General features: G+C 71.0%; 24 protein-coding genes. 8 read left to right on the top strand and 16 right to left on the bottom strand.

Annotated features, from left to right (window positions below; all coding sequences use genetic code 11):
- Nucleotides 1-81 precede the first annotated feature (81 nt).
- The gene (locus ACH4S9_RS03205) at nucleotides 82-1,305 is read left to right on the top strand and encodes a DUF4032 domain-containing protein (protein WP_358845202.1); all 1,224 of its coding nucleotides are present in this window, start codon (nucleotides 82-84) and stop codon (nucleotides 1,303-1,305) included.
- Nucleotides 1,306-1,491: 186 nt separating this feature from the next.
- Complete coding sequence (locus tag ACH4S9_RS03200) at nucleotides 1,492-3,066, top strand: hypothetical protein (protein WP_398369447.1); 1,575 nt, start codon at nucleotides 1,492-1,494, stop codon at nucleotides 3,064-3,066.
- Nucleotides 3,067-3,176: 110 nt separating this feature from the next.
- On the opposite strand, the gene ACH4S9_RS03195 is transcribed toward ACH4S9_RS03200, so the two are convergent.
- The 6 genes from ACH4S9_RS03195 to ACH4S9_RS03170 are packed head-to-tail and all read right to left on the bottom strand — an operon-like array spanning nucleotide 3,177 to nucleotide 7,830.
- Nucleotides 3,177-4,778, bottom strand: a complete 1,602-nt coding sequence (locus ACH4S9_RS03195; protein ID WP_398369446.1) for an AMP-binding protein — start codon at nucleotides 4,776-4,778, stop codon at nucleotides 3,177-3,179.
- A gap of 10 nt (nucleotides 4,779-4,788) precedes the next feature.
- Entirely contained in the window at nucleotides 4,789-5,736 is a 948-nt protein-coding gene (locus ACH4S9_RS03190; RefSeq protein ID WP_361182624.1) for an alpha/beta fold hydrolase, read from the bottom strand.
- A 22-nt stretch (nucleotides 5,737-5,758) separates the two neighbouring features.
- Nucleotides 5,759-6,115 carry an acyl-CoA thioesterase gene (locus tag ACH4S9_RS03185; RefSeq protein WP_398369443.1) on the bottom strand — a complete coding sequence of 119 codons (357 nt, stop codon included), beginning with the start codon at nucleotides 6,113-6,115 and terminating at the stop codon, nucleotides 5,759-5,761.
- Between the two features lie 19 nt (nucleotides 6,116-6,134).
- Nucleotides 6,135-6,611: a holo-ACP synthase gene (locus ACH4S9_RS03180; RefSeq protein ID WP_398369441.1), complete on the bottom strand. Its 477-nt coding sequence runs from the start codon at nucleotides 6,609-6,611 to the stop codon at nucleotides 6,135-6,137.
- Nucleotides 6,587-7,537, bottom strand: a complete 951-nt coding sequence (locus tag ACH4S9_RS03175; RefSeq protein WP_398369439.1) for an acyl-ACP desaturase — start codon at nucleotides 7,535-7,537, stop codon at nucleotides 6,587-6,589. Before ACH4S9_RS03175 ends, ACH4S9_RS03180 begins: the two co-directional genes overlap by 25 nt.
- A complete protein-coding gene (locus ACH4S9_RS03170; protein WP_311722521.1) occupies nucleotides 7,534-7,830 on the bottom strand; it encodes a hypothetical protein in 297 nt (98 codons plus the stop codon). The genes ACH4S9_RS03175 and ACH4S9_RS03170 overlap by 4 nt, the downstream gene beginning before the upstream one ends.
- 263 nt (nucleotides 7,831-8,093) lie before the next feature.
- On the opposite strand from ACH4S9_RS03170, the gene ACH4S9_RS03165 reads away from it, so the two are divergent.
- From ACH4S9_RS03165 to ACH4S9_RS03155, 3 genes are all read left to right on the top strand, one after another.
- Nucleotides 8,094-8,786 (top strand): AMP-binding protein, encoded by a 693-nt coding sequence (locus tag ACH4S9_RS03165; protein WP_398369437.1) that lies wholly within the window; start codon nucleotides 8,094-8,096, stop codon nucleotides 8,784-8,786.
- Nucleotides 8,787-8,876: 90 nt separating this feature from the next.
- Nucleotides 8,877-9,137 carry a hypothetical protein gene (locus ACH4S9_RS03160; RefSeq protein ID WP_398369435.1) on the top strand — a complete coding sequence of 87 codons (261 nt, stop codon included), beginning with the start codon at nucleotides 8,877-8,879 and terminating at the stop codon, nucleotides 9,135-9,137.
- A 66-nt stretch (nucleotides 9,138-9,203) separates the two neighbouring features.
- Nucleotides 9,204-10,097 carry a hypothetical protein gene (locus ACH4S9_RS03155; protein WP_398369433.1) on the top strand — a complete coding sequence of 298 codons (894 nt, stop codon included), beginning with the start codon at nucleotides 9,204-9,206 and terminating at the stop codon, nucleotides 10,095-10,097.
- Nucleotides 10,098-10,223: 126 nt separating this feature from the next.
- Here ACH4S9_RS03155 and ACH4S9_RS03150 read toward each other — a convergent pair whose 3' ends face one another.
- The 4 genes from ACH4S9_RS03150 to ACH4S9_RS03135 form a co-directional block, all read right to left on the bottom strand.
- Entirely contained in the window at nucleotides 10,224-12,434 is a 2,211-nt protein-coding gene (locus ACH4S9_RS03150; RefSeq protein ID WP_398369431.1) for a hypothetical protein, read from the bottom strand.
- An 11-nt stretch (nucleotides 12,435-12,445) separates the two neighbouring features.
- Entirely contained in the window at nucleotides 12,446-12,958 is a 513-nt protein-coding gene (locus ACH4S9_RS03145; RefSeq protein ID WP_311722515.1) for a hypothetical protein, read from the bottom strand.
- Nucleotides 12,959-13,150: 192 nt separating this feature from the next.
- Complete coding sequence (locus ACH4S9_RS03140) at nucleotides 13,151-13,729, bottom strand: Clp protease N-terminal domain-containing protein (protein WP_398369429.1); 579 nt, start codon at nucleotides 13,727-13,729, stop codon at nucleotides 13,151-13,153.
- Nucleotides 13,729-13,938, bottom strand: a complete 210-nt coding sequence (locus ACH4S9_RS03135) for a helix-turn-helix domain-containing protein (RefSeq protein WP_043491624.1) — start codon at nucleotides 13,936-13,938, stop codon at nucleotides 13,729-13,731. The genes ACH4S9_RS03140 and ACH4S9_RS03135 overlap by 1 nt, the downstream gene beginning before the upstream one ends.
- A 91-nt stretch (nucleotides 13,939-14,029) precedes the next feature.
- On the opposite strand from ACH4S9_RS03135, the gene ACH4S9_RS03130 reads away from it, so the two are divergent.
- Nucleotides 14,030-14,719 carry a GNAT family N-acetyltransferase gene (locus ACH4S9_RS03130; protein WP_398369426.1) on the top strand — a complete coding sequence of 230 codons (690 nt, stop codon included), beginning with the start codon at nucleotides 14,030-14,032 and terminating at the stop codon, nucleotides 14,717-14,719.
- A gap of 7 nt (nucleotides 14,720-14,726) precedes the next feature.
- Here the strand turns inward: ACH4S9_RS03130 and ACH4S9_RS03125 are convergent, their stop codons facing one another.
- Nucleotides 14,727-15,221 carry a MarR family winged helix-turn-helix transcriptional regulator gene (locus ACH4S9_RS03125; RefSeq protein WP_311722512.1) on the bottom strand — a complete coding sequence of 165 codons (495 nt, stop codon included), beginning with the start codon at nucleotides 15,219-15,221 and terminating at the stop codon, nucleotides 14,727-14,729.
- Nucleotides 15,222-15,291: 70 nt separating this feature from the next.
- Between ACH4S9_RS03125 and ACH4S9_RS03120 the strand changes: the two genes are divergently transcribed.
- A complete protein-coding gene (locus tag ACH4S9_RS03120) occupies nucleotides 15,292-15,873 on the top strand; it encodes a carboxymuconolactone decarboxylase family protein (RefSeq protein ID WP_398369424.1) in 582 nt (193 codons plus the stop codon).
- Between the two features lie 51 nt (nucleotides 15,874-15,924).
- Here ACH4S9_RS03120 and ACH4S9_RS03115 read toward each other — a convergent pair whose 3' ends face one another.
- The 5 genes from ACH4S9_RS03115 to leuA form a co-directional block, all read right to left on the bottom strand.
- Nucleotides 15,925-16,638, bottom strand: coding sequence for a response regulator (locus ACH4S9_RS03115; protein ID WP_398369422.1), 714 nt, complete (start codon nucleotides 16,636-16,638; stop codon nucleotides 15,925-15,927).
- Nucleotides 16,635-18,161, bottom strand: coding sequence for a sensor histidine kinase (locus ACH4S9_RS03110; protein ID WP_398369420.1), 1,527 nt, complete (start codon nucleotides 18,159-18,161; stop codon nucleotides 16,635-16,637). Before ACH4S9_RS03110 ends, ACH4S9_RS03115 begins: the two co-directional genes overlap by 4 nt.
- Complete coding sequence (locus ACH4S9_RS03105; RefSeq protein ID WP_398369418.1) at nucleotides 18,158-20,275, bottom strand: MMPL family transporter; 2,118 nt, start codon at nucleotides 20,273-20,275, stop codon at nucleotides 18,158-18,160. The genes ACH4S9_RS03110 and ACH4S9_RS03105 overlap by 4 nt, the downstream gene beginning before the upstream one ends.
- A gap of 170 nt (nucleotides 20,276-20,445) precedes the next feature.
- On the bottom strand, nucleotides 20,446-21,222 hold the full coding sequence (locus ACH4S9_RS03100; RefSeq protein ID WP_311722508.1) for a TerB family tellurite resistance protein: 777 nt from the start codon (nucleotides 21,220-21,222) through the stop codon (nucleotides 20,446-20,448).
- 258 nt (nucleotides 21,223-21,480) lie between these two features.
- Nucleotides 21,481-23,265 carry a 2-isopropylmalate synthase gene (gene leuA, locus ACH4S9_RS03095; protein WP_398369415.1) on the bottom strand — a complete coding sequence of 595 codons (1,785 nt, stop codon included), beginning with the start codon at nucleotides 23,263-23,265 and terminating at the stop codon, nucleotides 21,481-21,483.
- A gap of 307 nt (nucleotides 23,266-23,572) precedes the next feature.
- Here leuA and ACH4S9_RS03090 point away from each other — a divergent pair, with 307 nt between their 5' ends.
- Entirely contained in the window at nucleotides 23,573-24,655 is a 1,083-nt protein-coding gene (locus tag ACH4S9_RS03090; RefSeq protein WP_361182643.1) for a M4 family metallopeptidase, read from the top strand.
- The last annotated feature ends 63 nt before the right edge of the window (nucleotides 24,656-24,718 follow it).

Raw genomic sequence — 24,718 nt, 5'->3', positions numbered from 1 at the left:
GGCCCCCGGCCAGGTGTGATGCCCGTCGCTGCTGGGCGCCGGACCCTGGACTCCGGCGCGCTGGTGTGTCACTGGTTTCCCATGGACCTCAAAATCACCGCGACCTCCCCCGAGCACCCGGCCGCCCTCCTGGACCTGCCGTGGAGCGTCCCACTGGAGCAGTGGCCGGACGAGCATCTGGTCGCGCTGCCACGCGGTATCTCGCGCCATGTGGTGCGGTTCGCGCGGGCGGGCGGGGAGGTGGTCGCGGTCAAGGAGGTCGGCGAGTGGGCGGCCGTGCGGGAGTACGGGCTGCTGCGGGACCTGGACCGGCTGGCCGTGCCCGCCGTGGACGCGGTCGCGGTGGTGACGGGGCGGACCGATGAAGGTGGGGAGCCGCTGGAGCCCGCGCTGATCACCCGCCATCTGGTGGGCTCGCTGCCGTACCGGTCGATGTTCGAGACGACAATGCGGCCCGGCACCATCAAGCGGCTGCTGGACGCGCTCGCCGTGCTGCTGGTGCGGCTGCATCTGAGCGGCTTCGCCTGGGGCGACTGCTCGCTGTCCAACACCCTGTTCCGGCGGGACGCGGGCGCGTACGCCGCGTATCTGGTGGATGCGGAGACCGGGCAGCTCCATCCGCGACTGTCGGGCGGGCAGCGCAGCTATGACCTGGAGGTCGCGCGGGTGAACATCGCGGGCGAGCTGATGGACCTGGAGGCGGGCGGGTCGCTGCACCCCTCGGTGGATCCGGTGCTCTTCGGCCGCGCCATCGTCGAGCGGTACGACGAGCTGTGGCACGAGCTGACCCGTGAGTCGGTCTATCCGCTGACCAAGCGGCACTACATCGACCGGCGGGTGCGGCGGCTGAACGATCTCGGTTTCGATGTCGCGGAAATGCAGATCCAGAGCTCGCCAGACGGGGATACGGTCACTTTTCTGCCGAAAGTCGTGGACGCCGGACATCATCAGCGGCAATTGCTGCGGCTGACCGGTCTCGACGCGGAGGAGAATCAGGCCCGTAGCCTTCTCAACGACCTGGAGACCTGGATGGTCTCGCAGGACGACTACGCTCCGGGCGATCCGCTCGGCGCGCGCCCGGAGGTTCTCGCGCACCGCTGGGTCCGCGACGTCTTCCGGCCCACCGTGCGGGCCGTGCCCCTGGAGCTGCGAGGTTCCACCGATACCGCGCAGATCTACCACGAACTGCTCGAACACCGCTGGCTGCTGTGCGAGCAGACGGGCCGGGACGTGGGACTCGAGGCGGCGGTCGAGGACTATGTGCGGACGGTGCTCGGCCCCCGGCAGGCGGAATTCGGAAAATAATCCACGGATTATTTCCACTGGAATTTAGATCAGTAATCGCGTGAACTGCGGTTTTCCGGGTATCCGGACCCGCGGCGTGCATAAATGGCGCGTGTTTGATAGAAATCCTTCTCGCTGCCGCTTCACATTGCCGGTCCACATATTCGTGCGACCCGTGCGACCACCCCTGCGAGAAGGAGAACTGGGATGTCCCAGCCGCCCCCGCCGCCCGGATACGGCTATCCGCCGCCGGGCCCCCCGGGGCCTCCGGCCCCACCGCAGATGCCGCAGCAGCCACTCATGCAGCAGCCACAGATGCCGCACATGCCGCACATGCCGCAGCAAGGGCCCCTGCCCGGCCCGCCGCCCGGCCCGCCGCCCGGCGGGGGCCGGGCGAGCCGTCGGCGGCAGCAGTCGAAGTCGCCCATCGGGGTCATCGTCGGCGCGGTGGTGGCGATCGCGCTGGTCGCCGGCGGTGTCTGGCTCGCCGTGGGCAAGGACTCCGGAGACGGCGGGGGCGGGAAGGGCGGCACCTCGGCGGACGGGGCGGCCGTCGAGGCGCAGTTGCTGAACAAGATCCCGATGCCGAAGGTCGACGAGTTGGTCAACACCCCCGGCATGTGGGTGACCGACAAGAACTGGGTCAAGTCGGACGTCAACAAGATCGTCGGCTATCCGCTCGCCGGGGGCTCCGCCTCGTGGGAGATCCCGCTCAAGGGCGAGCTCTGCTGGGCATCGCCGCAGGTCACCGAGGCGGGCCTGACCGCGGTCCTGTTCCAGGACGACTCAACGGACAACCCGGTCTGCACCCAGATCGGCCTGGTGGACCTGAAGAAGGGCAAGCTGCTCTGGACGAAGCAGGGCAGGGAGACCGGCGAATGGGCCTCCGACAGGCCGATCATGTTCGACGAGGTGTCCATCGGTGGCGACACCGTCGCAGCGGGCGGCATCAGCGGCGGCGCGGCCTGGTCGATCGACGGCAAGCCGCTGTGGATGCCGAACGATGACGAGGACTGCTCGGACAACGGCTATGTCGGCGAGGGGCCGAAGCTGATCGCGGTGCGCGAGTGCGAGGTGTCCGGGAGCCCGCAGCTCGAGGTCCAGACGGTGGACCCGAAGACGCGGGCGGTGAAGTCCTCGTACAAGGTCACCACGGGCATCAAGTACGTCCATGTGGTGTCCACGGACCCGCTGGTCCTCGGGGTCAACGCGGGCGGCTCGTCGGGGTCGGGGGTCTCCGACTTCCTGGCGGTCGACGACAGCGGCAAAGAGGGCAAGCTGCTGAGCAAGTTCGGCATGCAGGGCGGCAAGTACGAGGCCGACTGCGAGGCGACCAGCGTCGGGGGCTGCGCGGAGATCGTCGTCAACAAGTCGGCCAACACGCTCTACCTGGGCACGGACTACCGTGCGAGCGCCGAGTCGGGCCCGTCCAACGAAATCGTCGCCATCGACCTGAAGACCGGCAAGGTGGCCGCCAAGGCCGACGGCGCCGAGGGCGGCCCGCTGGTGCCGGTCAGTCTCGACAAGGACGGCTCCCTCATCGCCTACCAGGAGGCCACGCTCAGCCAGGGCAGCGCGGTCTGGCGCGTCGACACCAAGTCGTACGAGAAGAAGAAGCTGATGCAGAACCCCGAGGAGACCGCGTTCATCGAGAGCGTGTCGCTGCACCATCAGGTCATCTACGCCGGCGGACGGCTCTACATCGGGAACAACAGCGCCTCGAAACCCTCGACGGACTCCGGCGAGAAGTCGCCGTTGGCCCTGGTGCTCGGGGCGAAGTAGCCCCGGGTCATCAATATGCGGCTCCGCCGCGCGGCTTGGGCTCCGCCCCCGGACGGGGGTCTGGGGCGGGGCCCGGCGCGGCGGAGCCGTACAGGTCCACCCGGTCGCGACTACGCGCCCGCGGGCAGGTCGAAGGTCAACCCCTTCAGGCGCCCCTGCTCATACGCCTCCGCGATCGCGCGCCGCCGGAGCTTGCCGCTGCTGGTGCGCTCCAGCTGGCCGGGGCGTACGTAGTGCACGTCCGAGGCCCGCACCGTCACCCCGACCCTCCGCACCAGATGGTCGACGATCTTCGCGCGGCTGCCCTCGATGTCCTCGCGCGCCGAGCGGTCCACCTCGGTCAGGACGACGATGTCCGGGCCGGTCTGAAGTACGGCGGTGCGGCCGTCGCGTACGAACTCCAGCTGCTCCAGCGCCTGCTCGAAGTCCGCGGCGAAGTAGCTCTGGCCGCCCACCTTGATCCGGTCGCTGATCCGGCCGGTGACGAACAGCTCGCCGTCGTCGAGGAATCCGATGTCGCCGGTGGCGTAGTAGCCGTCGTCCCCCGTCAGCGGGGCCTGTTTGTCGAGGTAGGAGTCGGCCAGGCTGCCGCCGGTCAGCTCGATCTCGCCGAGTTGGCCGTCCTCGCACACCCGGCCCTGTTCGTCGCGCAGCCGCACCGTGTACTCCGGCATCGGCCGGCCCACCGAGATGGCCGGCACCCCCGCAGGGGTGGAGACGACCCGGATCTCGCTGCTCACCGGGCGGCTGGAGACCAGCAGCACGGCCTCCGCCATGCCGTAGCAGGGCATGAACACATCGCGCCGCAGCCCCGCCGGGGCCATCAGGTCCAGGAAGGCGTCGAGGTTGGGCAGGTTGATGGGTTCGCTGCCCAGGTAGATCGACCGCACCCGGGACAGGTCGATCTCGGCGAGCTCCTCGGCGTCGAGGTCCTGCATCAGCTTGAGCGAGTAGTCGACCGCGAAGTTCGGGATCACCGTGCCCGCGGCGCCCTCCCGGGCCATGTGCTCCCACCAGCCACGGGCGTCGAACAGGAACGTGATCGGCTCGGCGAGCAGCAGATCGCACCCCACGGCGAGGCAGGACAGTAAGCCGCCAACCAGGCCCATGTCGTGGTAGAGCGGCAGCCAGCTGCTGACCCGCTCCTCGGGCTTCCGGTCGTCCGTGCGGGTGATCATGGTCAGGTTGGCGCGGAGCATGTCCTGCCGGACCAGGACCCCCTTGGGGAAGGACGTCGACCCGGACGAGAACTGGACGAACGCCAGCTCGTCGGCGGCGGGGGTGCGCAGCCGGGCGCCCGGCTTGCGGATCCCGGCCGGCGGCAGCGGCAGGCCGGGGACGGGCAGGTCGAGCGTGGCCAGGGTCGGGACCTCCAGCACGCGGGCCGCCTCGTAGTCCCGCGCGACCCGGCCCAGGAAGTCCAGATAGGAGTCCCTGGGCGTGTCCAGGACCAGCGGCTTGACCGACAGCGGGACGGCGCCGAGCTCCATGAGGCCCAGGAAGGCGAAGATCACCGCGCTGGAGGTCTCGAAGGGGAACAGCACCCGCGTCCCCGGCTCGATCCCCTGGTCGCGGAAGTGGTCGGCGTACGCGGCGACCTGCTCGGGGAAGTCCCGGTAACTGATGAACTCGGGCGGGTCGATGAACTTGTCGTACAGGTACAGGCCCCGTTCGGGCGGGCTCTCCTGGTTGCGCTGAATGTGCTCGAGCACCGCGCCTCTCCTACTCCTTGGTCGTGTCGTCGGTGGCGTCGCCGGGTGACGTGATCCCGCGCATCCAGGCCACCAGCCGGGGCAGCACCTGCTCCTGGGCGCGGGCGCCGCGAAGCACATCGACATGGCCGGGGTCCCAGCTGAGCCCGGTCTCCCGCCCGAATACGGTGAACTCGGCGCCGCCGCCCAGGTGGTCGGCGAGCTTCCGGGCCCGGGCGGGGGACGCGTGGAAGGAGTCGCCCGCGCCGATCCCGACCAGCACCGGCAGCGTCACCTGGCCGAGGGCCTGCCAGTAGTCCGTCGCTCCGTCGGCGCTGCGGAAGGCGCCGGACGGGGCCCAGGCGGCGAACTGCCTCATCAGCCCGGGCGGTTCGTCCCAGCGGCCCTGCTTGAGTGCGCGCGCGGGGAACCGCCCGACCAGCCGGGAGATCACCGAGGAGAAGGTCAGCTGGGCCCGTTTGGACAGTCCGCCATCGCTGTAGTCGTTGACCGCGGAGGAGACGGTGGCCACTCCGGCGAGTCGCTTCTGTAGATCGGGGTCGACACCGAGCGCGGCCAGGGCCGCATAGCCGACCATGCTGTGGGCCAGGACGAACAGCGGCCCGTCGTGGGTGGCCGACACCGCCCGGACCAGATCCGGCACGTCGTGGCGCACATAGGTGTCGAAGTTCCAGTCGTAGGCGCGCCGCTCGGGCCAGCGGCTGGGGCCGTGGCCGCGCAGCGAGGCCACATACGCGGTGAAGCCCTCGTCCAGAAACGCCTTCGCGGGCCCCTCCCCCGATCTGCCGAGGAAGAAGCCGCCGTCCGAGAACAGGCCCGGCAGGAACAGCACGCCGGGCGTTCCCCCGTCGCCGGTCCCCGGTCGCACCTGCCTGAGGTGCAGTTCATGGCCGTCGGAGGTCGGCACCCAGCGTTCGGTCTCCGCCGGCTCACGGGCCGGATCAGCTGCCGTGCTCATCGCGCTCTCCATTCCTGCCGGTTCAGTTCGAGACGGCGGAGGCCGCGAGAAAGTCCTGCATCGAGACCAGGCACCGCTGGGCGGCGTCCAGGAAGGCCACGGTGATCAGGGCGTCCACCGCGGGGCGCGCCACCTCCGGGAGGTGGACGCGCTGCCGGAACCGCGCCCGGAAGGTGAGGTCGTCCTCGTCGAACTCCTCCGCGGACGGCGACTCGAGGGAGGTACACACCTCGATCCGGCCGCGCGGGATCTCCGCCAGGTAGTCGATCTCGGTGCGGGCCACCACCGCGATCATGCGATCGCCGTGCACCAGGCCCTGGCGGCCGAGCCAGTCCCACCGCCCGGCCTCCAGGTATTCGAGCGCGACCGCGTTGTTCACATGCCCCAGCGCATCGAGGTCATTGGGGCGTACCGGCAGGGTCAGCCGGGATTCGCCGAAAAACACGTCGTACCGCCCGATTGGTCGTATCGAAGAAACGTGTCAGTGCCGAGGTCCCGCCGGTCACCATGACCACGGCGGAGACAAAGCCGCCGCTGTGCGAAAGCGAAACGCTCACCCACAGCCGGTACCGGGCCAGATGGCCCGCCAGCGCTCCATGGGTCTGGAACCGCGGTGCGCCATGGAGGTCGTGGACCAGCTCGGCATCGGTCCAGAACCAGGTTTCAGCGGCCGCCGGAATTGCTTTGAAAAGAGCTTCTTTGGCCGCGAACGCCCCCGCCATGCTCTCCAGAGGAGAGACCTTCGATTCGAAGTGGCGCAGTTCTCCGCGGGTGAAGAAGACATCGGGTTCGCGGAGCGAGGAAGCGACCTCCAGTTCACTGATCAGCTGGAGGTCGTGCCCCAGACCGATCAGCTCCCGACGAGATACATCCACGTGTCCTCGACCTCTTCACGGGAATGGACCTCGATCCCGGTGATCTTCTTCAGAGCGCCGCAGATCAGCTGCTCCTTCTTCTCCAGCGCCTCGGGGCGGAAGTCGTTGTCGCCCACTTCGAGCTGGTCCCACCAGTTCACATGCGACCCGCGCTGTTCCAGTTGGGTCCGGGCGCTCCCCTGTAGCTCACCGTCCTCACGGAGGAAGAGGTGGGCCACCGCGAACGCGTCCTTGGCCGGGTATTCGCCGCTGTCCACCAGCGCCTTGGCGAAGGAGACGAAGTAGTTGCGGTGCTGAATCTCGTCGGCGGCGACCTGCTTGAAGATACGGCGCAGCCCCGGGTCCTCGATGACGTGCTGGCACTGGCCGTAGTTGACCGCGGCCGTGATCTCCGAGATGGCGAGCAGCACCAGGGTGCGGAGCATGTCGTCGTCGGGGAAGACCTGGCGGAACTGGATGAAGGTCTCGTCCGAGATCGGCTCCATCCCACTGAGGTCGGCCAACCGGTTGAAGACCGTCTCGTGGTGGGCTTCCTCTTCGTTCCAGTAGCGGCTCCAGGTGCCGCACGCCTCCATGATCGAGGCGATCGTGGGGTTCTTGTCCTGCCAGCGCCGGACCTCGGCCTCCGACTGGCGCTCGAGGCGGTCCGCGCCCGGCTTGGTGGTCAGCTCGGCCCGGCCCGCGTTCCAGACCAGGTTGCGGTCGAGCGGGGTGAGGCTGTCCAGGTCCACGGCCTCCAGCATGTCCACGACGCTCCACCGCCGGGACTCGTGCAGCCGCTGCTGCTCCCAGGTGACGTCGACCAGGGACATGCCGCGCTTGGTCAGCGCGTCATAGAGGTCGGTGATGATGGCGGGCGGCCCGGTGGGGGCGGCCGCACGGCGGACGGCCGGGGCCGAGGTGCGATCGGTCTCCGCGATGCTCATGCGACCGTCTCCTTTTGCTGACGCTCGAATTCGTCAAGGAAGGTCTTCAGTACGGTCGTTATCGGGGTATCGAGAGGAAGCGCCGGGAGCCGTACCCGCACACCGTAGTCCTTGCGTAATGCGTTCGCGGTGCGCGCAAACGCTTCCATGAGGTCGATGCTGTTGGTCATTCGCGGGCTGAGGGCGATCAAATCGGTCAATGTCGCATCGGCCACGAACAGCTGCTCTTCCGTAAGCCCCGCGTTCTCTGCGAATTTCTTCCGGATGTAAGGCTCTACCTCTGGCGTCACCATGGATCAGAAGCGTACTGGCCTTCGGCTTCCAGCGATCAAGCGATCGGAGAAGCAGGCAAGTTGATGCCAAACCGAACCGAACAAACCGAGGGCATCTCCGAAATACCGGATGTACTGGGACGGCGAAATCTCAGCAATTCGCCAATTAGGTGCGGGATCGCACACGGACTGGCACCCGTCCCTTCGTCCTAAGATCGTTGACCAACCGTCAATGTCGCTGTAACACTTGCTCGCCGTGTCCACCACGGGGGGTGACGGCTCAGTTGGCCGGTCCACAGGGGCGCGGGGCCGGAAGCTTCGCGCGGCTGCTGCGTGAACGTGCGGCGAGCTCGCCAGACGCCCTCGCCTACCGGTTCGTCGAGGCCGACGAGTCGGCCGCCGAGATCACCTACGCCGATCTCGACACCCGGGCACGGGCCGTCGCGGCCGGGCTGACGGCCGCCACCGGCGGGCGGCCCGACCCCGCGCTGCTGCCCTTCGCGCCCGGCCTGGACTACCTCGCGGGGCTGTTCGGCTGCTTCTACGCCGGGGTTCCCGCGGTACCCGCCTTCCCGCCCGACCCGGCCCGGCCGGCGCGTACGATGCCGCGGCTCGCCGCCATCGTCGAGGACACCGGCTCGGACACCGTCCTGACCACCTCGGACCTCGCCCCGCTGCTGGCCGAGTGGCTCACCACGGCGCTCGCCGGCCGCACCCCCCGGCTGATCGCGACCGACCTGACCGACCCGGCAGACCCGGCAGACGTGGGTTCCCTGCCGGAGATCCGGCCGGACCGGCTGGCCCTGCTCCAGTACACCTGTTCGGGTTCGGCGAGCCGGTGCCGCCGGTGGCGCCCCGGGACCAGCGCCCGGCGCTCACCTACGGCGCCGCCGACGAGGTGGTCGACCTCCTCGACGAGGCGGTGGCGGCGCTGGGCGACGACCAGGAGCTGTCCCCGCTCGGGCACACCCTGCTGAAGGTGCGGGACGAGACGCGGGAGACGCTGCGCGCGCTCGGCACGGCGCGCGACTCCGAGGCGTACGAGGCGGCCCGCCGGCACTTGTCTGGTGCACGCGGGCGCCTGCTGTCTGCACACCTGGCTGTGGCGCCGTGAGGCGCTCGGCGGCCTGGCCGCCGACCGGGCCTGGCTCTCGGCCGCGCTGCGCCGCGTGGTCGAGCGGCTGGGCTTCCCGGTCGGGCCGGACCGGGAGGCCGAGGAGCGGCTGGTGCGCCGGCTGACCGACCTTGACGACGACGACCGGGCGTTCTCCCTCGTGCCGCTGCGGCTCGCGCCGCAGCACCGGGGGCCGGCGCCGGGCCGACCTTAGGAGGACGCGATCACCACCGAACACCGCGACGGCACCGCCAGGTCCGCCGGCGCCTGGCTGCCCTCGTTGATCGGAGAGCTGCTCGGCCTCGACGGCCGGCGGCTGCCGGGCGACCGGCCGCTGGGCGAGATCGGCATCGACTCGCTCACCGCGGCCCAGTCCGGGGAACTGCCACCGGCCCTCGCCGAGGGGCTGCTGGAGGTCCTGGTGGCCGCCTCGGTCGCGCGCCGGGACGGCGAGGGCGGTGAGGGCCGCTACGCCGCCGACGAGGGGCTGGAGCGGGTGCTGATCGGCGGCCCGCGCGCCTCGGCGTTCGCGGCGCGGCTGCGGCGCGCGCTGGACGGCGGGGTCCGGCTGCGGGACGGAAAGCCGGGCGCGGGGCGGGAGTCGCTGACCGGATGCGGTGGGGAGGCGGCGGCGCTGGCGGACGTCCTGGTCAACTCCCTGCTGGGGAGGCTGGAGGGGTTGCCGGAGCTGCTGGACCGGCCCGGGGCTCAGGTGGGCTGCGCGGCCGGGGACGGCGGGCGGGCGGCCGTCGAGCTGGCGCGTCATATCCCGTTTGTGCCGGTGCTCGCGCTGGAGCCGGAGCCGGTGGCCGTGGGCGGTGGAGAAGTGCGGGTCCGGGTCGACGACGCCATGAACGGCACGGAGGCGGGCTTCGCTGTGGACGACCGGCTCGCGCTCGCCTGGCTGCCCGGCGCCGAGCTGCGGGCGGCCGTCGCCGCGACCGCGACGGCGCTGCTGCCCGGCGGCTGGCTCGTCCTGCCGTGTCCGCTGCCGCCCAAACGCCCGCTGGGGGCCGCGGCGGCGCGCCTGGACCTCGCGCTCGCAGGCGGGCGGATTCCGGAGGACGGCGAGGTCGAGGGCGCGCTGGCGGCTTCCGGGCTGGGGCATGTGCGCACCGCGTGGCAGGACGCGGCGCTCGGCATCCGGCTGATCGCGGCGCGACGCCCCGCCTGAGGCGCCCGGGGACGGGCTGACGCGGGTCCCGCGGCGGTGCGGCGGGACCCGCGCGGTCCACGCCGCTTCCGGCGCCTGGTTCGGGCGGGGCGGGTGGGGCAGGTGGGGCGAGTGGCGCAGGTGGGATCAGTAGTCGGCGCGCAGATGGATCAGCGCCTGGTTACGGCCCTCGGCGTGCTTGGTCTGGCCGATGCCGATGAGGTCCTTGGTGTAGTCGCTGTCCTTGGCGTGGCCGCGGGTCTCCGCCCAGTTGGCAACCATGGAGTCGACCTCCTTCTGGCCCGCCGTGAACTGTTTGGCGTTCTCCACGCTCGCGTCCAGGTTGGCCTCTTTGATGCGATCCCACATGATGCCGTGGGATTCGGAGCGGATGATCCGGTAGAGGATCTCCGAGCCGAACGCGGCGGCGTTGTTGGACACGAACTTCGGGCCGATGCTGGTGACGCTGGTGAGGGCGTTGTTGAAGTCCCGTTCCCACTGGATCTTCTTGTCGCGGTCGTCGAAGAGGACGTCCGCACGCACCCCGTCGTACATGCCGAGGACCGAGGACGCCTCCTGGATCGGCACCCGGGTGTGCTCGGAGACCTTCTCCGGCATGCCGGCGAAGGTCCCCGCCGCGTAGTGCCGCTGAGCGTTGTAGAGATCCGCGAACGCGTTCGGGTCGTTGGCGACCCCGCGCATGATCTTGACGAGGTGTTCCTCGGGGACTGAGACCCTGAGTTCGCCGTTCTCGTTCCAGAGCCCGTTGTGCTCGCGGTAGAGAGTGTTGTCGCGGGCGAGGGTCTGGTGCAGGTCGGGGGTGAAGTCGGCGAGGATGTTCGCCATCGGCTTGCGCAGCATGGGGTCCAGGTTCTCGGCCGCGCCCGCCTTGTTGAGTGATTCGATGGCCTGGTACATCACCCGGGCCTGGTCCTCGGTGTGCTTCCCCAGGGGGTAGTCGGTGCCCGGGACATGGCCGGTGGCGGCCGCTTCGAGCGCGGCGCCGAAGCCCATCTTGCCGAACGTGTCGTCCATCGACATGGGCGGGCCGTAACCACCGTTCATCACCTGCTTCGGCCAGTCGCGCTGCTCGATGAGATAGGTGAGGTGGTCGTTCTTCAGCGCCCCCTTGCCCTCGGGGTCGAGGAACGCGGTGGCGGTGTCGGGGTCCTTGCTCATGAGGCCCAGGACGGTGTCGAGCGGATCGTTGACGAATTTGGGGTCGGCGCCGGTCCACTCGTCCCACACGCCCGAAGGCTGTTTCTTCTCCGCTTTGATGATGTCGTCGCCCAGTGTGTAGAGGTACTGGTCGTCGAACTTGTCGTAGTTCTGGAGCATGGTCAGATACGACTGGTAGCCGTACCGCGGCACCTGCTTGCTGCCGTACTTCTCGAAGCCGACCTTGCGGACGCCTTCCGTCCACTCACGGAAGAACTTTCCGTCCGGGCTGTTCAGCCAGGCGTTGAACTGCGGTGAGCCGGGCGGGCGCTCCTTGAGGGTTCCGGGCACCTCGGTGGCCGTGGCCACCGAATGGGCCAGCCCCTGCTCCACGGAGAGATATTCGGTGTTGCTGACCGTGCCGTCGCGGTTGTACGAGAGCCCGACGAGCTTGTCGCTCAGCTTGATGGCGTCCCCGGCGCCCAGGCCGCTGAGGAACGTCTGGCTGAAGGGCTTGCTGTGCGCGTTGTTGCGCATCAGTATCTGCATTTCCTTCAGCTCCGCGGGCGACAGCTTCCCGTCGATGAGCTTCTCCCCGAGGTCCGTGGCCCGCCGCCCCTCGTACACCTCGACATCGCCCTGCGCGGCCCCGTTGAAGCCATGTGGATCGCCCTTGCCGTCCGTGTCCTTCACGGACTCCCGCAGCGCGAGTTTGACGCCGTAGTCCGCGTCGTCGACGGCTTGGACGGCCTGCTCGATCCTCTTGGTCCAGGAGCGCTCGGTCTCCGCGAGGTCGGGGTCGTGATGGGCGGCGAAGGCCTCTTCCTTGGTGGCCTTGGCGTAGTCGAAGGTGCACCGGCCGTCGGCGTCGACCTTCATCCCGGCCTGCTGGGCCTCCTTGACCGCGCCCTTGACCAGGCCCACCAGCCGTACGAACTGGCCGTGGGCATCGCGCAGCAGATCCGCGACGGCCCGCGCCTCCACTTGGGCCGCGTCGAGCTCATGGCGGGTCTGGGTGGCGGTGTTGGCGGCGGAGTTGGCGCTGAGGCCCCTCCAGGACATTCCGGCGCTGATCTTTTGGACCTTGGTCTGGTACGTCGTCTCCAGCTTCTGGAGCTCGTCGGCCATGTCCTCCCACGCCTGGGCGGCGTCGGTCAGCTTGGCGAGGTCGGTGTCCATGACCTGGCGATAGGTGACCATCTGGTTCCCTCTCAGGGGTGCGAGGAGGTGAGGGGGAGGGGCAACGTGGGCTGCGACCCGCCGCCGGTAGGCGTGCCGTACGAGTACGTCGGGAGCGGGAGGACGCTGCAGAAGCTCGAACCGGTGTGCAGGTCCGTGCCCGTGAAGAGGACGTTGGTGCTGCGCAGGGCCTCCTTCTCCCCACCCATCCGCTTCGCCAGGGCCTTCACCTGCGTCTGCCACTCGGTCAGGACATGCTTGAGCCCCAGGGCCGTGTCCCAGCCATGGAACTCGCTGATCGCGGTGTTGGACTTGGTGTCCGCGTCGTCGCCCGCCTTCGCCAGGCCCGGCTCCAGCTCGTCCTCGATCACCCCGGCCGCCGTCTTCTTCTGCGCCGGAGACGTGCACAGCCCGCCGGACGGGGTGACCCCACCACCACCGCCACCGTCGAGCTGGTTGAGCCGCATACCGCTGGACCACCCCGCCACCGAGTGCTCCCCCTGCGCGGCGGCCTTGAGCTGGGCCCATTCCTCATCGAAGGACATTTCCGCTTTCCCCCTGTCCCGCTTCCCCCTGACGCCCCGAACGGCTCTGCGCCGTCGGCTGTCCCTTGGGCATGGTTCGGGATGTCGGCGTACGGATCTTTACGGAAATGGAAACGGAAGCCCTACTCCAGCTGTAGATCACGGTCTTCACCGCAGGTCAGCGGGGGGGTTGGAAAGGAAACGGATCTTTACCTAGCCGGCCTTGGCCCGGTGGGTGGCGAGGGCCTGTTCGACCTGGATGTACGTCACCCCGTGGTCGGCGAGCACATGCGCGGCGAGCCCCGGGCGGGCGGTCAGGGCCAGCAGCAGGTGCTCGTCGCCGATGTGCTTGTCGCCGCGCCCCACCGACATTCGCAGGGACCGCTCCAGGACCGACTTGGCCTCCCGCGTGAAGGGGCGCCGGAGCGGCCGGCCGCGCCGCCGAGGGGTCACCGCGGGCCCGGCGAGCGCGCCCGCGCCATGGGCCCCCTCGACTCGCGCGACGACCTCCTCGACGTCGATGCCGAGCCCGGCCAGGGCCTTCGCGTCCTCGGCCGAGATGCCGCCGCGGCGGCGCACCGCGGCCAGGTCGCGCTCGATCGCCGCGCGGCGCCCGGCCGCGCCGAGGGCGGTGAGAACGTCGGCGGCGGGGGTGCCCGTACGGTCCAGGAGCGCGAGCAGCAGCTCCGCCTCGCCGACGGTGCCGCCGCCCGTGCCGCCGCCTTCGCCGTCGGCGTACTTCACCGCGCCCCGGACGACGTCGCGCGCGCTGGTGGTGAACCTCTCGAACATCAACGCCTCCCATGCTTCTTGTGGACCGCCTGCCTGCTGACTCCCAGCTCGGCGGCGATCTCCTGCCACGACCAGCCCTTCGCGCGGGCGCTGCGCACCTGCACGGCCTCCAGTTGCTCCAGCAGCCGGCGGAGCGCGGCGACGGCACGCAGCCCGACCCGGGGGTCCTGGTCACCCGCCCGCTCGGCGAGGTTCGTTGCCTCGGTCATGATGTCAATCTAGGTTGACACGACGGCCTACGTCAACCGTGGTTGACAAAATTGCTTCGACGGACGGCCGGATATCCGGCAACCTCCCGTCATGGACCCCCATTACTGGCCGCCCTTCGGGCTCCGGCTCACCACACCACGCCTGGAATTGCGCCTTCCGGACCTGGCGCTCCTCGACGAGATGGCCGCGCTCGCGGCGACGGGCGTACACGACCCCGCCGAGATGCCGTTCTCCATCCCGTGGACGGACGCACCCCCGGAGCAGGTGGGGCGCAGCAGCTTCCAGCATCTGCTGGGCACCATCGCGGAGTGGCGCCCGGAGAAGTGGAACATGAGCTTCGTGGTGCTGCGCGAGGGCAAGGTGGTCGGCCGTCAGGACCTGTTCGCAACCGATTTCCCGGTGACCCGGGAGGCGGAGACCGGCTCCTGGCTGGGCCTGGCCCACCAGGGCCAGGGCATCGGCACGGAGATGCGGGCGGCGGTCACGCACCTGGCCTTCGAGGGGCTGGGGGCGCACAGCGTGATCTCGGGCGCGATGGTGGAGAACGCGCGCTCGCTGGCCGTCTCGCGGCGCATCGGCTACCGCCCGGACGGCATCGAGGTGCTGTCCGTTCGCGGGCAGGCCCGCACCATCCAGCGGCTGCGCCTGGAGCGCGCCGACTGGGAGGCGCACCGCGCCGTCCCGGTCCGGGTGACGGGGCTCGAGCCGTGCCTGGAGCTGTTCGGGGCGGCGGAGCCCGAACAGGACGGCACGGACGGCACGGACAGCAGCCCGCAGTAGCGGGCGGTCAGGGGCCGAACCACCCGGCCACATCGAGGCGGAAGCCACTGAGGGGCACCATGACGCGCAGGTCGTCCTCCAGGCCGCGCAGCCGCTCGGGGCCGAGCGCCGCGGCCCATTGGGCGCGCAGTTCCTCGAAAACGGCGGCGGACCTGGCCAGCGCGTCCATGCCGTACGGGGTCAGCCGGATCACCTTGCGCCGGGCGTCCGCCGGATCCTCGGCCCGTACGGCGTAACCTACCGCCTCCAGGCGGTCGGCCGTCTTGCCCGCGGCCTGCTTGGAGACGCCGAGCCGCCGCCCCAGCTCGCTGGCGGTGGCGCCGTCGAGGCCGATGGCCTGCATGGCGAAGCCATGGGCGGGGCGGAGGTCCGGATGGCCCTGGCGGGCCAGCTCGGCGTGCAACTGGTCGATGAGGGACCGGAATCCCGCGAACAGCAGTAGAGGCAGCTCATAGCCCGGCGGGTTCCGGGCATCCCGCATGCCCTCAACATCATCAGCCATTGCGAAACTCGACAACCTGGTTTACGTTTTCGACAACCACGTTGTCCATCCTAGACCAGGGGGCTTCGCCATGTCCGCACACCCCTCCACCGCACCCACCCCGTTCGTCGACCACACCCCGGAGTCCGCGCCGACCGCCTCACGCCCGCTCATGGAGGCCACGGCCCGGCGCCTGGGCTACCTCCCGGCGCCAGTCGCGCGGCTGGCCGCCTCACCACAGCTGCTGGACGGCTTCCTGAAGCTCAGCGGACTGTTCGAGACGACGACCCTGGACCCGCTGGCGCGCGAGGTGGTCATCCTCACCATCGCGACCCGCAACGCCTGCCACGTCTGCGTCGCCATGCACACCGGCAAGCTCGCCGCGCTGGGCGCGGACGCCGAACTCACCTCGGCGCTGCGGGAGCGGCGGCCCCTGGCCGACGAACGCCTCGAGGCCGTACGGGTCTTCACGATCGAGGTGCTCGAGCGCACGGGGGCGGTCGGCCCCGACACTCTGAACGCCTTTCTGGCGCACGGATACACCACGCGCAACGCCCTCGAAGTGGTGCTGGGCATCGGCACCTACACCCTGTCGACCCTGGCCAACCGGATGACCGACGCCCCGCTGGACGAACAGCTCGCCCCCTTCGCCTGGCACGAGCACGCGGCCTGAGCCGCCGGTCCGGGTCCGACGGACGGCGGACGGCGGACGGCGGACGACGGATCAGCCCGCCTCGGAGCGGGACGGGGTGACCAGGCCGCACTCGTAGGCCGCGATGACCAGTTGGGCCCGGTCGCGGACCTCCAGCTTGCCCATGATGCGGCTGACATGGGTCTTGGCGGTCAGCGGTGACAGCCCGAGCGCCTCGGCGATCTCCGCGTTGTTCAGGCCACGGGCCACCAGCGTGAGGACCTGACGCTCCCGCTCGGAGAGGGCGCCCAGGCCCGCGGGGGCGAGGGCGTCCGGGGGCGGGGCGGCCGGGAGGCGCAGCACCCGGGCGATGAGGCGGGCGGTCGGGCCGGGCGACAGCAGGGACTCGCCGGCCGCCACGGTTCGTATCGCGTCCAGCAGTTCGGCGGGCCGGGTGTCCTTCACCAGGAACCCGGAGGCGCCCGCGCGCAGCGCGTCGACGACGTACTCATCGGTGTCGTACGTGGTCAGGACGAGGATCCGCACCCCGGCGAGGTCCTCGTCGGCGGCGATGCGGCGGGTCGCCTCGATGCCGTCGAGGTCCGGCATCCGGATGTCCATGACGATCAGGTCGGCGCGCGCGGTGCGGGCGAGCGCGACCGCCTCCCGGCCGGTGCCCGCCTGCCCGACGACCTCCATGTCGCGGGCCGACTCGATCAGCATGGCGAAGGCGGCCCGGACGAGGGTCTGGTCGTCGGCGAGCAGCACCCTGATGGGGGCGTCCGAAGCCGTGCGCGGCGCGCTCATATCGTTCCCTCCGTCGACGGTGAATGAGGCCGCGGGCGGTGCTGCCCGGCCGGGGCGGTGCGCTCCAGCCCGCCCCGGCCGTACGGCAGCGCGGCCGTCACGGCGAAGCCGGGGCCGTCCGGACGCGGTCCCGCGGTCAGTGTGCCCGCCACGCTGCGGGCGCGCTCGCGCATGCCGACGAGGCCGTAGCCCTGCGGACGGCCCGGGCCCTCGGGCCCGGACGGGGACGCGGCGGCGTCCGACGCACCCGCGCCCGCCGGGCCGTCGTCCACGGCCGCGACGCGCAGGCCACCCGCCCCGTCCGGCCCCAGGGTGAGCCGCACCAGGGTGCCGGGCGCGTGGCGGACGGCGTTGGTCAGGGCCTCCTGCACGATGCGGTACACGGCCGCGCCCACGGCGGGCGACAGTTCGGGTTCGTCCACGTCGACGGTCATGCGCACCCGTACGCCCGCCGCCTCCGCGGTCGCCGCCAGGTCGGCCAGCCCGGCGAGCCCGGGCGGCGGCCCCGTACCGAGCCCCTCGGCCCCGTCAACCCCGTCCGCCGCGCCGCCCTCGCCGCCCTCCCCCGCCCGCAGCACCTGCAAGGTGGCCCGCAGTTCGGTGCGGGCGTCGCGGCAGGTGTCGGAGATGGAGTCGAGCGCCTTGGCCAACGTCTCGCGGTCCAGCCGGCCGGGGTCGGCGATCAGGACATGGGCGGCTACCGAGGTCTGGACGCCGATCAGGGTGATGCTGTGTGCCAGCAGGTCGTGCAGGTCGCGGGCGATCCTCAGCCGCTCCTCCGCGACGCGCCGGGCGGCCTCCTCCTCACGGGTCCGCTCGGCGCGTTCGGCGCGCTCGACGATCGCCGCGACGTACTGGCGGTGGATCCGCACCGCCTCACCGATCAGCACCACCGACAGCACCCAGCCGGAGGTGCGCAGCATGTCCACCGCGCCGTGGGGCCGGCCGCCCCACGACATGACCGTCACCATGATCCCGATCACACAGGTGACGGTGAGCAGGGAGCGCAGCGGCGGGCCCAGGACCGCGAGGGTGTAGAGGGCGGCGAGCCCGGCCGGGACGACGGCGACGTGCTCGTAGTTCAGGGCGTGGTACGGGCCGACCATGAGGACGATCGCCACGGTGACGAGCATCGGGCTGTGCCGGCGCCCGACCAGCGCCAGGGCGCTGCCGATCAGCAGCGCCCATCCGATCGCGTCCAGGCGGCGGTCGCCCGACCCGTGAACGAACAGCGCCAATGCGCACTGCACGGCGAGCGCGGCCACCGCGACCGCGGCGTCGACCCGTCGCCGGGACGCGGCCTCGGCGGGGGTCTCGGCCGCGTCGCGGCGGCGGTGGAGGGCGCGCAGCGCGCGCCCCGGCAGTCGGCGCCTCGGTCCCGGCGCGGCCGGGGCCGGGGCCGTCCGCCGCTCGGGCTCGTGGAGTGTCTGTGGAGGCACGGGTCCATCCTCGCGGGTCGCCCCGGGGAAGTCCCGGCCCGAGCCGGGCGAACCGGCTCGGGCCAGGGTGACCTCGCCGCTCATCTCCGGCCCGCGCCGCGGAAGAGCGCTCCCGGCCACCACACCCGGCGCCCCAGCAGCAGGCTGGCCGAGGTCACCAGGTACGTCCGGACCAGGAAGGTGTCCAGCAGCACCCCGACCGCGACCACGAACCCCATCTCGGCCAGCATCACCAGCGGCAGCGACCCCAGCACCGCGAAGGTGGCGGCCAGCACCATCCCCGCCGAGGCGATCACTCCGCCCGTGGTGCGCAGGGCGGTGAGCGCGGCCTCGGAGACGTCCGCGCCGCGCAGCGACTCCTCCCGCATGCGGTGCATCAGGAAGATCCCGTAGTCGACGCCGAGCGCGACCAGGAAGACGAAGGACAGCAGCGGCAGCCCGGGGTCGATGCCCGCGAAGCCGAAGACCGGCTCGAAGAAGAGGCCGCCGAGGCCCATCGCCGCGCCCCAGACGGCGACCACGGCGACGACCAGGACGAGCGGTGCGACCAGGCTGCGCAGCAGGGCGGCGAGGATCAGCAGCACGGCGAGGAGGACGAGCGGGACGACGACCTCCCGGTCACGGGAGTTGGTGTCCTCCAGGTCGAGTTCCTGGGCGCTGGCCCCGCCGACATGGGCGTCGGCGCCCGCGATCCGGTGGAGATCGCCGCGCAGGGCCTGGATGGTGTGCCGCTCCCCCGCGGACTGCGGAGGCGCCTTGGCGTAGACGTCGATCTCGGTCCATCCCCCGCCGCTGCGCCCGCGCTCGGCCCGCGCGACGCCCTCCGTACCGCCCGCCCGGTCGAGCACTTCACCGGCGCGCTCGGTGCGCGCGAGGACGCTGATCGGCTGGCTGCTGCTCCCGGGGTAGGCGTCGGCCAGGGTCTTCATGGCGACGACGGACTCGGGCCGCTCGGTGAAGGTGTCCTCCTGCTTGAGGTCGCCGGGCAGGGTGAGGACGCCGAGCGCGAGGGCACCGAGCAGCGCGCCTCCGGCGAGCAGGACGGTGCCGGGCCGGCGCCCCGCCGAACTCCCCATCGCGGCGAACAGTCCGCGCCGGGCGCGCGGTTCACTGCCGTACGCGGGGATCAGCGGCCAGAACACCCGGCGGCCGAGCAGCACCAGAACCGCGGGCAGCAGCGTCAGCATGGCGGCGAGCGCGCACACCACGCCGACCGCGCCGACGGGCCCGAGGCCGCTGCTGCTGTTGAGGTCGGCGGCGAGCAGGCACAGTAGCCCGGCGGCCACGGTGCCGCAGGAGGCGAGCACCGCGGGGCCGCAGCCGCGTACGGCGGCGCGCATGGCGTCGTACGGGAGCCGGTGCCGGCGCAGCTCCTCGCGGTAGCGGGAGACCAGCAGCAGGGCGTAGTCGGTGCCCGCGCCGAAGACGAGGACGGTCATGATCGACGAGCTCATGCTGGTGACGACGAGGTCGATCCCCTGGACCAGGCCGTAGACGACGGCCATCGCCGCCGTCGCGGCGGCGCCGACGACCACCAGCGGCACCAGCCACAGCAGCGGGCTGCGGTAGGTGAGGATCAGCAGCACAGCGACGACGCCGACGGTGGCGAACATCAACGTGCCGTCGGTCGACGCGAAGACCTCCTGCGAGTCGGCGCTCAGCGCGCCCTGGCCGCCCACCTGGACGCTCAGCCCCTTGGGGTGGTCGGCCAGTTCGGCGCGTACGTCCTTGACGGCGTCTGCGCGCTCCGTCTCGTCCGCCAGCCCGGTCAGCGCCATCGGGTACATCACGGTGGCGCGGTCCCGGGACGGGATGGCCCGCGGGGGCCGGTCCGCGACGGTCTCATGGCGGGCGACGACCCGGGCGACCTGTGCGTCGGCCGCCTCGCGGTCGGCGGCGGTCAGCCCGCCGTCCCGCTGGTAGACGAGGACGAGGTCGGTGGTGTCGCCGCCGGGCAGCGCCGTCTGGAGTTTCGCGACCTGGGTGGAGTCGGCGCTCGCCGGCAGGTAGTCGACGGCCGTGTCGCGCTTGACGTCGCCCAGCTTGCCCGCGAAGGGCACGGCGGCCAGGAGCACCAGGACCCATACGGCGACGACCGCCCACGGCAGGAGGCGGCGGCCGCCCGCGGCGCGGGCGGGCTCGTCCGGTCCCTCCGGTTTTCGTGGCGCGGTCGTATGCGTCGACTGTGTGGTGTGCATGCCCTCCAGGCTCCCGGCGCCGGGCGGGCGAATCGTCGCGCCGGCGAGGGAGATGGCGGCTACTGCGCCGGGTGCGGTACGGGCCGGATTACTCCCGGGGTAGTAACGCCTCGGCCCGGCACGGATCAGAGCCCATCGGAGCGGACCAGACCGGACCGGACCGGCGCCGATCAGAAGGGCGCGCGCATCGCGGCCATCAGCCGGGCCGTGTCGTCGGGGCAGATCATCAGCGCCCGGCCCACGGTCTCCAGCACGGCGCGCTCCGCCGGCCGGTACGGGCCGTCGGCCACCGCGATCCGGGCGCCCTGGAGCAGGATCGACTCCCGCCCCGTCGGCGCCAGGTGGGGGGCCAGCGGTTCCAGGGCCTCATGGAGCTCGATGGCCAGCGCGGTGCCGCACGGGTCGAGGCCGTCCCGCCCGATGTCCCGCCCGCCCTGGAGGGCGGCTCCGGCGGCTCCCGCGGCTCCGGCGACCTCGGCGTCGTACGCGGCGGCGCCGGGCAGCCGCCCGGTGTCGGCGGCGAGCGCCTCGATGAGCTCCAGCAGTTGCTCCTCGCCGCAGTCGGTGAACCCCGCCGCCCGAACCGCGCCGACCGCGGCCTGCCGCACCGCGGGCGAGTCGGTGCCGCCCGCGGCGAGCACCGCGAGGGCCACGGTGTGCACGGCGTCGCGCAGCATCGCGGAGAAGCGGGTGGTGGTGGGGTGGTCCAGCACTTCGGTGCCGAAGCGGCAGCCGCAGGCGGCGCACTCGACGACCGGGGCGACCGGGCCGCGCGGCAGGACCGGGAGGCCGAGGACGACGATACGGCGGCGGCCGGTGCGGCGGCGGTAATTACGGTCGCCTCCGCAGTCGGGACAGAAGAACTCGCCGTCGCCCACCGTCCGCCATAGGGTGCGGACGCCTATCACACACAGATCCCGTCCGCGTCGGGCTTGCGCGTGCACCACGTCACACCTCCATAACGCTTCGGCCACATTGCCGCGCTGACGTGATGCTAGCCACATCAATGATGCCGCGTCAGTACCCCGAACGGAGACAACAGGCCAAAGACGAGGCCCCGCCCGCCGTACGCGGCGGGCGGGGCCCGTGTGGGTGAAGCCGTTTTCTGGTGTCTTACGCGGTTGACGCGGCCGATTCCCGGGGCCGGGCCGCCGACTTTCGGAGCCCGGCGAACGGCGCCCGGGGCGCGGCGGCCCGCGCCGGGGTCAGCGGCGGGCCCGGTTGACCGCGGAGACGACCGCCTTCAGGGAGGCTCGCACGATGTTGGCGTCGACGCCAACACCCCACAGCACCCTGCCGTCGATCGCGCACTCGATGTACGCGGCGGCCTGTGCGCCCGCGCCCTCGCTGAGCGTGTGCTCGGAGTAGTCCAGCAGCCGTACGTCCACGTCAATGGAGGCCAGCGCGTCGAAGAAGGCGGCCAGCGGGCCGTTGCCGGAGCCGGTCAGCACGGTCTCGGCGCCGTCCACGACGGCCTCGACGGTGAGCGCGTCGGTGCCCTCGCTCGTGGTCGAGGTCTGCGCGGTGCGCAGCGCGATCCGACCCCACCGGTTGTCGTCGGTGGGCAGATACTCGTCCTGGAAGACCGACCAGATCTGGGCCGGGGTGACCTCGCCGCCCTCGGCGTCGGTCTTGGCCTGAATAATCTTCGAGAACTCGATCTGCATCCGGCGCGGCAGGTCCAGCTTGTGGTCGTTCTTCAGGACATAGGCGATGCCGCCCTTGCCGGACTGCGAGTTGACGCGGATGACCGCCTCGTACGAGCGGCCGACATCCTTGGGGTCGATCGGCAGATACGGGACCGCCCACTCGATCTCGTCGACCGTCCTGCCCTGCTCGGCCGCGCTCGCCTCCATCGCCTCGAACCCCTTCTTGATGGCGTCCTGGTGGGAGCCGGAGAAGGCGGTGTAGACCAGATCGCCCGCGTAAGGGTGGCGCGGGTGGACCTCCATCTGGTTGCAGTACTCGGCGGTCCGACGGACCTCGTCGATCTGCGAGAAGTCGATCTGCGGGTCGACGCCCTGGGAGAAGAGGTTCATGCCCAGCGTCACCAGGTCCACGTTGCCGGTGCGCTCGCCCTGCCCGAACAGACAGCCCTCGATGCGGTCCGCGCCCGCCATGATCGCCAGCTCGGCGGCGGCGACGGCGGTGCCGCGGTCGTTGTGCGGGTGGACGGACAGGCAGATGTGCTCGCGCCGGGACAGATGGCGCGACATCCACTCGAAGCGGTCCGCGTGCGTGGAGGGGGTGGACCGCTCGACGGTGGCGGGCAGATTGAGGATGATCTCCCGGCCGACCTCGGGCTGCCAGACGTCCATGACGCCCTCGCAGACCTCCAGAGCGAAGTCCAGCTCGGTGTCGGTGAAGATCTCCGGGCTGTACTGGTAGCCGAAGACGGTCTCGTCGCCCAGGATCTTGTCGGCGTACTCCATCACCAGCCGGGTGCCGTCCACCGCGATCTGCTTGACCTGCTCACGGGAGCCCCGGAAGACGACCCGGCGGAAGACCGGGGCCGTGGCGTTGTACATGTGGACGGTCGCCCTGTGGGCGCCGCGCAGGGACTCCACGGTGCGCTCGATCAGCTCCTCGCGCGCCTGGGTCAGGACGGAGATCGTCACGTCCTCGGGGATCGCGCCCTCTTCGATGATCGACCGTACGAAGTCGAAGTCGGTCTGCCCCGAGGAGGGGAAGCCGACCTCGATCTCCTTGTAGCCCATGCGTACCAGCAGGTCGAACATCTCGCGCTTGCGGGCCGGCGACATCGGGTCGATCAGCGCCTGGTTGCCGTCGCGCAGATCGGTGGACAGCCAGCGGGGGGCGGCGGTGATGCGCTTGTCCGGCCAGGTGCGGTCGGGGATGTCCACGGCCTCGTACTGGCCGTACTTGTGGATCGGCATCCCGGACGGACGCTGGGTGACGCTCGCGGCGGTGATCGGCGTACGGCGGCCCACAGGGCTCTGGGCGTTCGCGGAATGATCAGACGTGCTCATGATGCGTAGGGCTCCTCGTATGTCCGCTGGGCGGCCGACGAGGCGTATGCACTGCAACGCCGAACTCCGCGGGGAGGGGGTCGGCCTACGACTACAGGCCCTCGCCGCGGCAGCTAAGAAGAAGCAGCCCGAAACGCATGATGCCCAGAAGCGTAACCGAGAGCCGAGGGACCGGCCGACCCGTATCACTATCCGGGATGACGCATCCGCCGCTCTCATCCTGCGCGAATGGCTGTCAACCACTCGATTTCAGGAATCGCGACGTCAAGGCGTGACAACCGATGTACAGAGTGCCACATTGCGTCGTATGGACGCCAACGCGAACAACCGCCCTGTTTTCTGCACCATCGTGCCACCGCATGTCCTCGACAAACTGGCCCGCGCCGAGGACCCCGCGCTGGCCGAGCCCGCCCGTCGCACCCTGGAGCGCGACGCCCTGGAGCGCACCCGCCGCCGGATCACCACCGTCCGCGGCGCCGCCGCCCCCACCGGGGCCCCCTCCGACAAGCCCAAGCGCACCATCTTCGACGCCGAGCACCAGGAGACCCTGCCGGGGAAGAAGGTGCGGGCCGAGGGCGCCCCGGCCACCAGCGACGACACCGTGACCCGCGCGTACGACGGTCTCGGCGCGACCTTCGAGATGTACCTCAAGGCGTACAACAGGCGTTCCATCGACGACTCAGGGCTGCCGCTGAAGGCCACCGTCCACTACGGCGAGGACTACGGCAACGCCTTCTGGAACGGCGAACAGATGGTGTTCGGCGACGGCGACGGCGAGATCTTCAAGGACTTCACCATCCCCATCGACGTGACGGCCCACGAGCTCACCCACGGCGTCACGCAGTACACGGCCAACCTGGAGTACTTCGGCCAGTCCGGCGCGCTGAACGAGTCCATGTCGGATGTCTTCGGCTCGCTCACCAAGCAGTTCGCGCTCGGCCAGACCGCCGAGCAGGCCGACTGGCTGATCGGCGCCGGACTGCTGGCGGACCGCGTCACCGGGGTCGCGCTGCGCTCCATGAAGGCCCCCGGCACGGCGTACGACGACGATGTCCTCGGCAAGGACCCGCAGCCGGCGACGATGGAGCACTACGTCCGCACCTCGCGCGACAACGGCGGGGTGCACATCAACTCCGGCATCCCCAACCACGCCTTCTACCTCGTCGCCCGGGCCCTCGGCGGCCACGCCTGGGAGCGGGCCGGGAAGATCTGGTACGCCACCCTGACCGGCGGCGAGCTCGCCGCCGACGCGGACTTCGCCGCCTTCGCCCAGCTGACCGTGGCGACCGCGCAGACCCTGTACGGCGACGGCGAGGAGCAGCGGGCGGTGCTGGACTCCTGGGCCAAGGTGGGCATCACCGACCTGCGGGCCCGGGTGGGCGCGCGCTGAGGGGCCCGCCGCAGGCGTCAAGATCCGCCGGAGGCCGTACGGACGGATCTTTGGTGGATCTTC

The sequence above is a fragment of the Streptomyces sp. NPDC021225 genome (genome assembly GCF_044332865.1).
Classification (GTDB): domain Bacteria; phylum Actinomycetota; class Actinomycetes; order Streptomycetales; family Streptomycetaceae; genus Streptomyces.
This window is presented reverse-complemented; position numbering and strand designations above follow the sequence as displayed.

Coding starts and splice junctions, on each gene's coding strand:
- ACH4S9_RS03205 (WP_358845202.1), top strand. CDS start 82: ATGGACCTCAAAATCACCGCGACCTCCCCCGAGCACCCGGCCGCCCTC.
- ACH4S9_RS03200 (WP_398369447.1), top strand. CDS start 1,492: ATGTCCCAGCCGCCCCCGCCGCCCGGATACGGCTATCCGCCGCCGGGC.
- ACH4S9_RS03190 (WP_361182624.1), bottom strand. CDS start 5,736: ATGAGCACGGCAGCTGATCCGGCCCGTGAGCCGGCGGAGACCGAACGC.
- ACH4S9_RS03175 (WP_398369439.1), bottom strand. CDS start 7,537: ATGAGCATCGCGGAGACCGATCGCACCTCGGCCCCGGCCGTCCGCCGT.
- ACH4S9_RS03170 (WP_311722521.1), bottom strand. CDS start 7,830: ATGGTGACGCCAGAGGTAGAGCCTTACATCCGGAAGAAATTCGCAGAG.
- ACH4S9_RS03150 (WP_398369431.1), bottom strand. CDS start 12,434: ATGGTCACCTATCGCCAGGTCATGGACACCGACCTCGCCAAGCTGACC.
- ACH4S9_RS03145 (WP_311722515.1), bottom strand. CDS start 12,958: ATGTCCTTCGATGAGGAATGGGCCCAGCTCAAGGCCGCCGCGCAGGGG.
- ACH4S9_RS03140 (WP_398369429.1), bottom strand. CDS start 13,729: ATGTTCGAGAGGTTCACCACCAGCGCGCGCGACGTCGTCCGGGGCGCG.
- ACH4S9_RS03135 (WP_043491624.1), bottom strand. CDS start 13,938: ATGACCGAGGCAACGAACCTCGCCGAGCGGGCGGGTGACCAGGACCCC.
- ACH4S9_RS03130 (WP_398369426.1), top strand. CDS start 14,030: ATGGACCCCCATTACTGGCCGCCCTTCGGGCTCCGGCTCACCACACCA.
- ACH4S9_RS03125 (WP_311722512.1), bottom strand. CDS start 15,221: ATGGCTGATGATGTTGAGGGCATGCGGGATGCCCGGAACCCGCCGGGC.
- ACH4S9_RS03120 (WP_398369424.1), top strand. CDS start 15,292: ATGTCCGCACACCCCTCCACCGCACCCACCCCGTTCGTCGACCACACC.
- ACH4S9_RS03115 (WP_398369422.1), bottom strand. CDS start 16,638: ATGAGCGCGCCGCGCACGGCTTCGGACGCCCCCATCAGGGTGCTGCTC.
- ACH4S9_RS03110 (WP_398369420.1), bottom strand. CDS start 18,161: ATGAGCGGCGAGGTCACCCTGGCCCGAGCCGGTTCGCCCGGCTCGGGC.
- ACH4S9_RS03105 (WP_398369418.1), bottom strand. CDS start 20,275: ATGCACACCACACAGTCGACGCATACGACCGCGCCACGAAAACCGGAG.
- leuA (WP_398369415.1), bottom strand. CDS start 23,265: ATGAGCACGTCTGATCATTCCGCGAACGCCCAGAGCCCTGTGGGCCGC.
- ACH4S9_RS03090 (WP_361182643.1), top strand. CDS start 23,573: ATGGACGCCAACGCGAACAACCGCCCTGTTTTCTGCACCATCGTGCCA.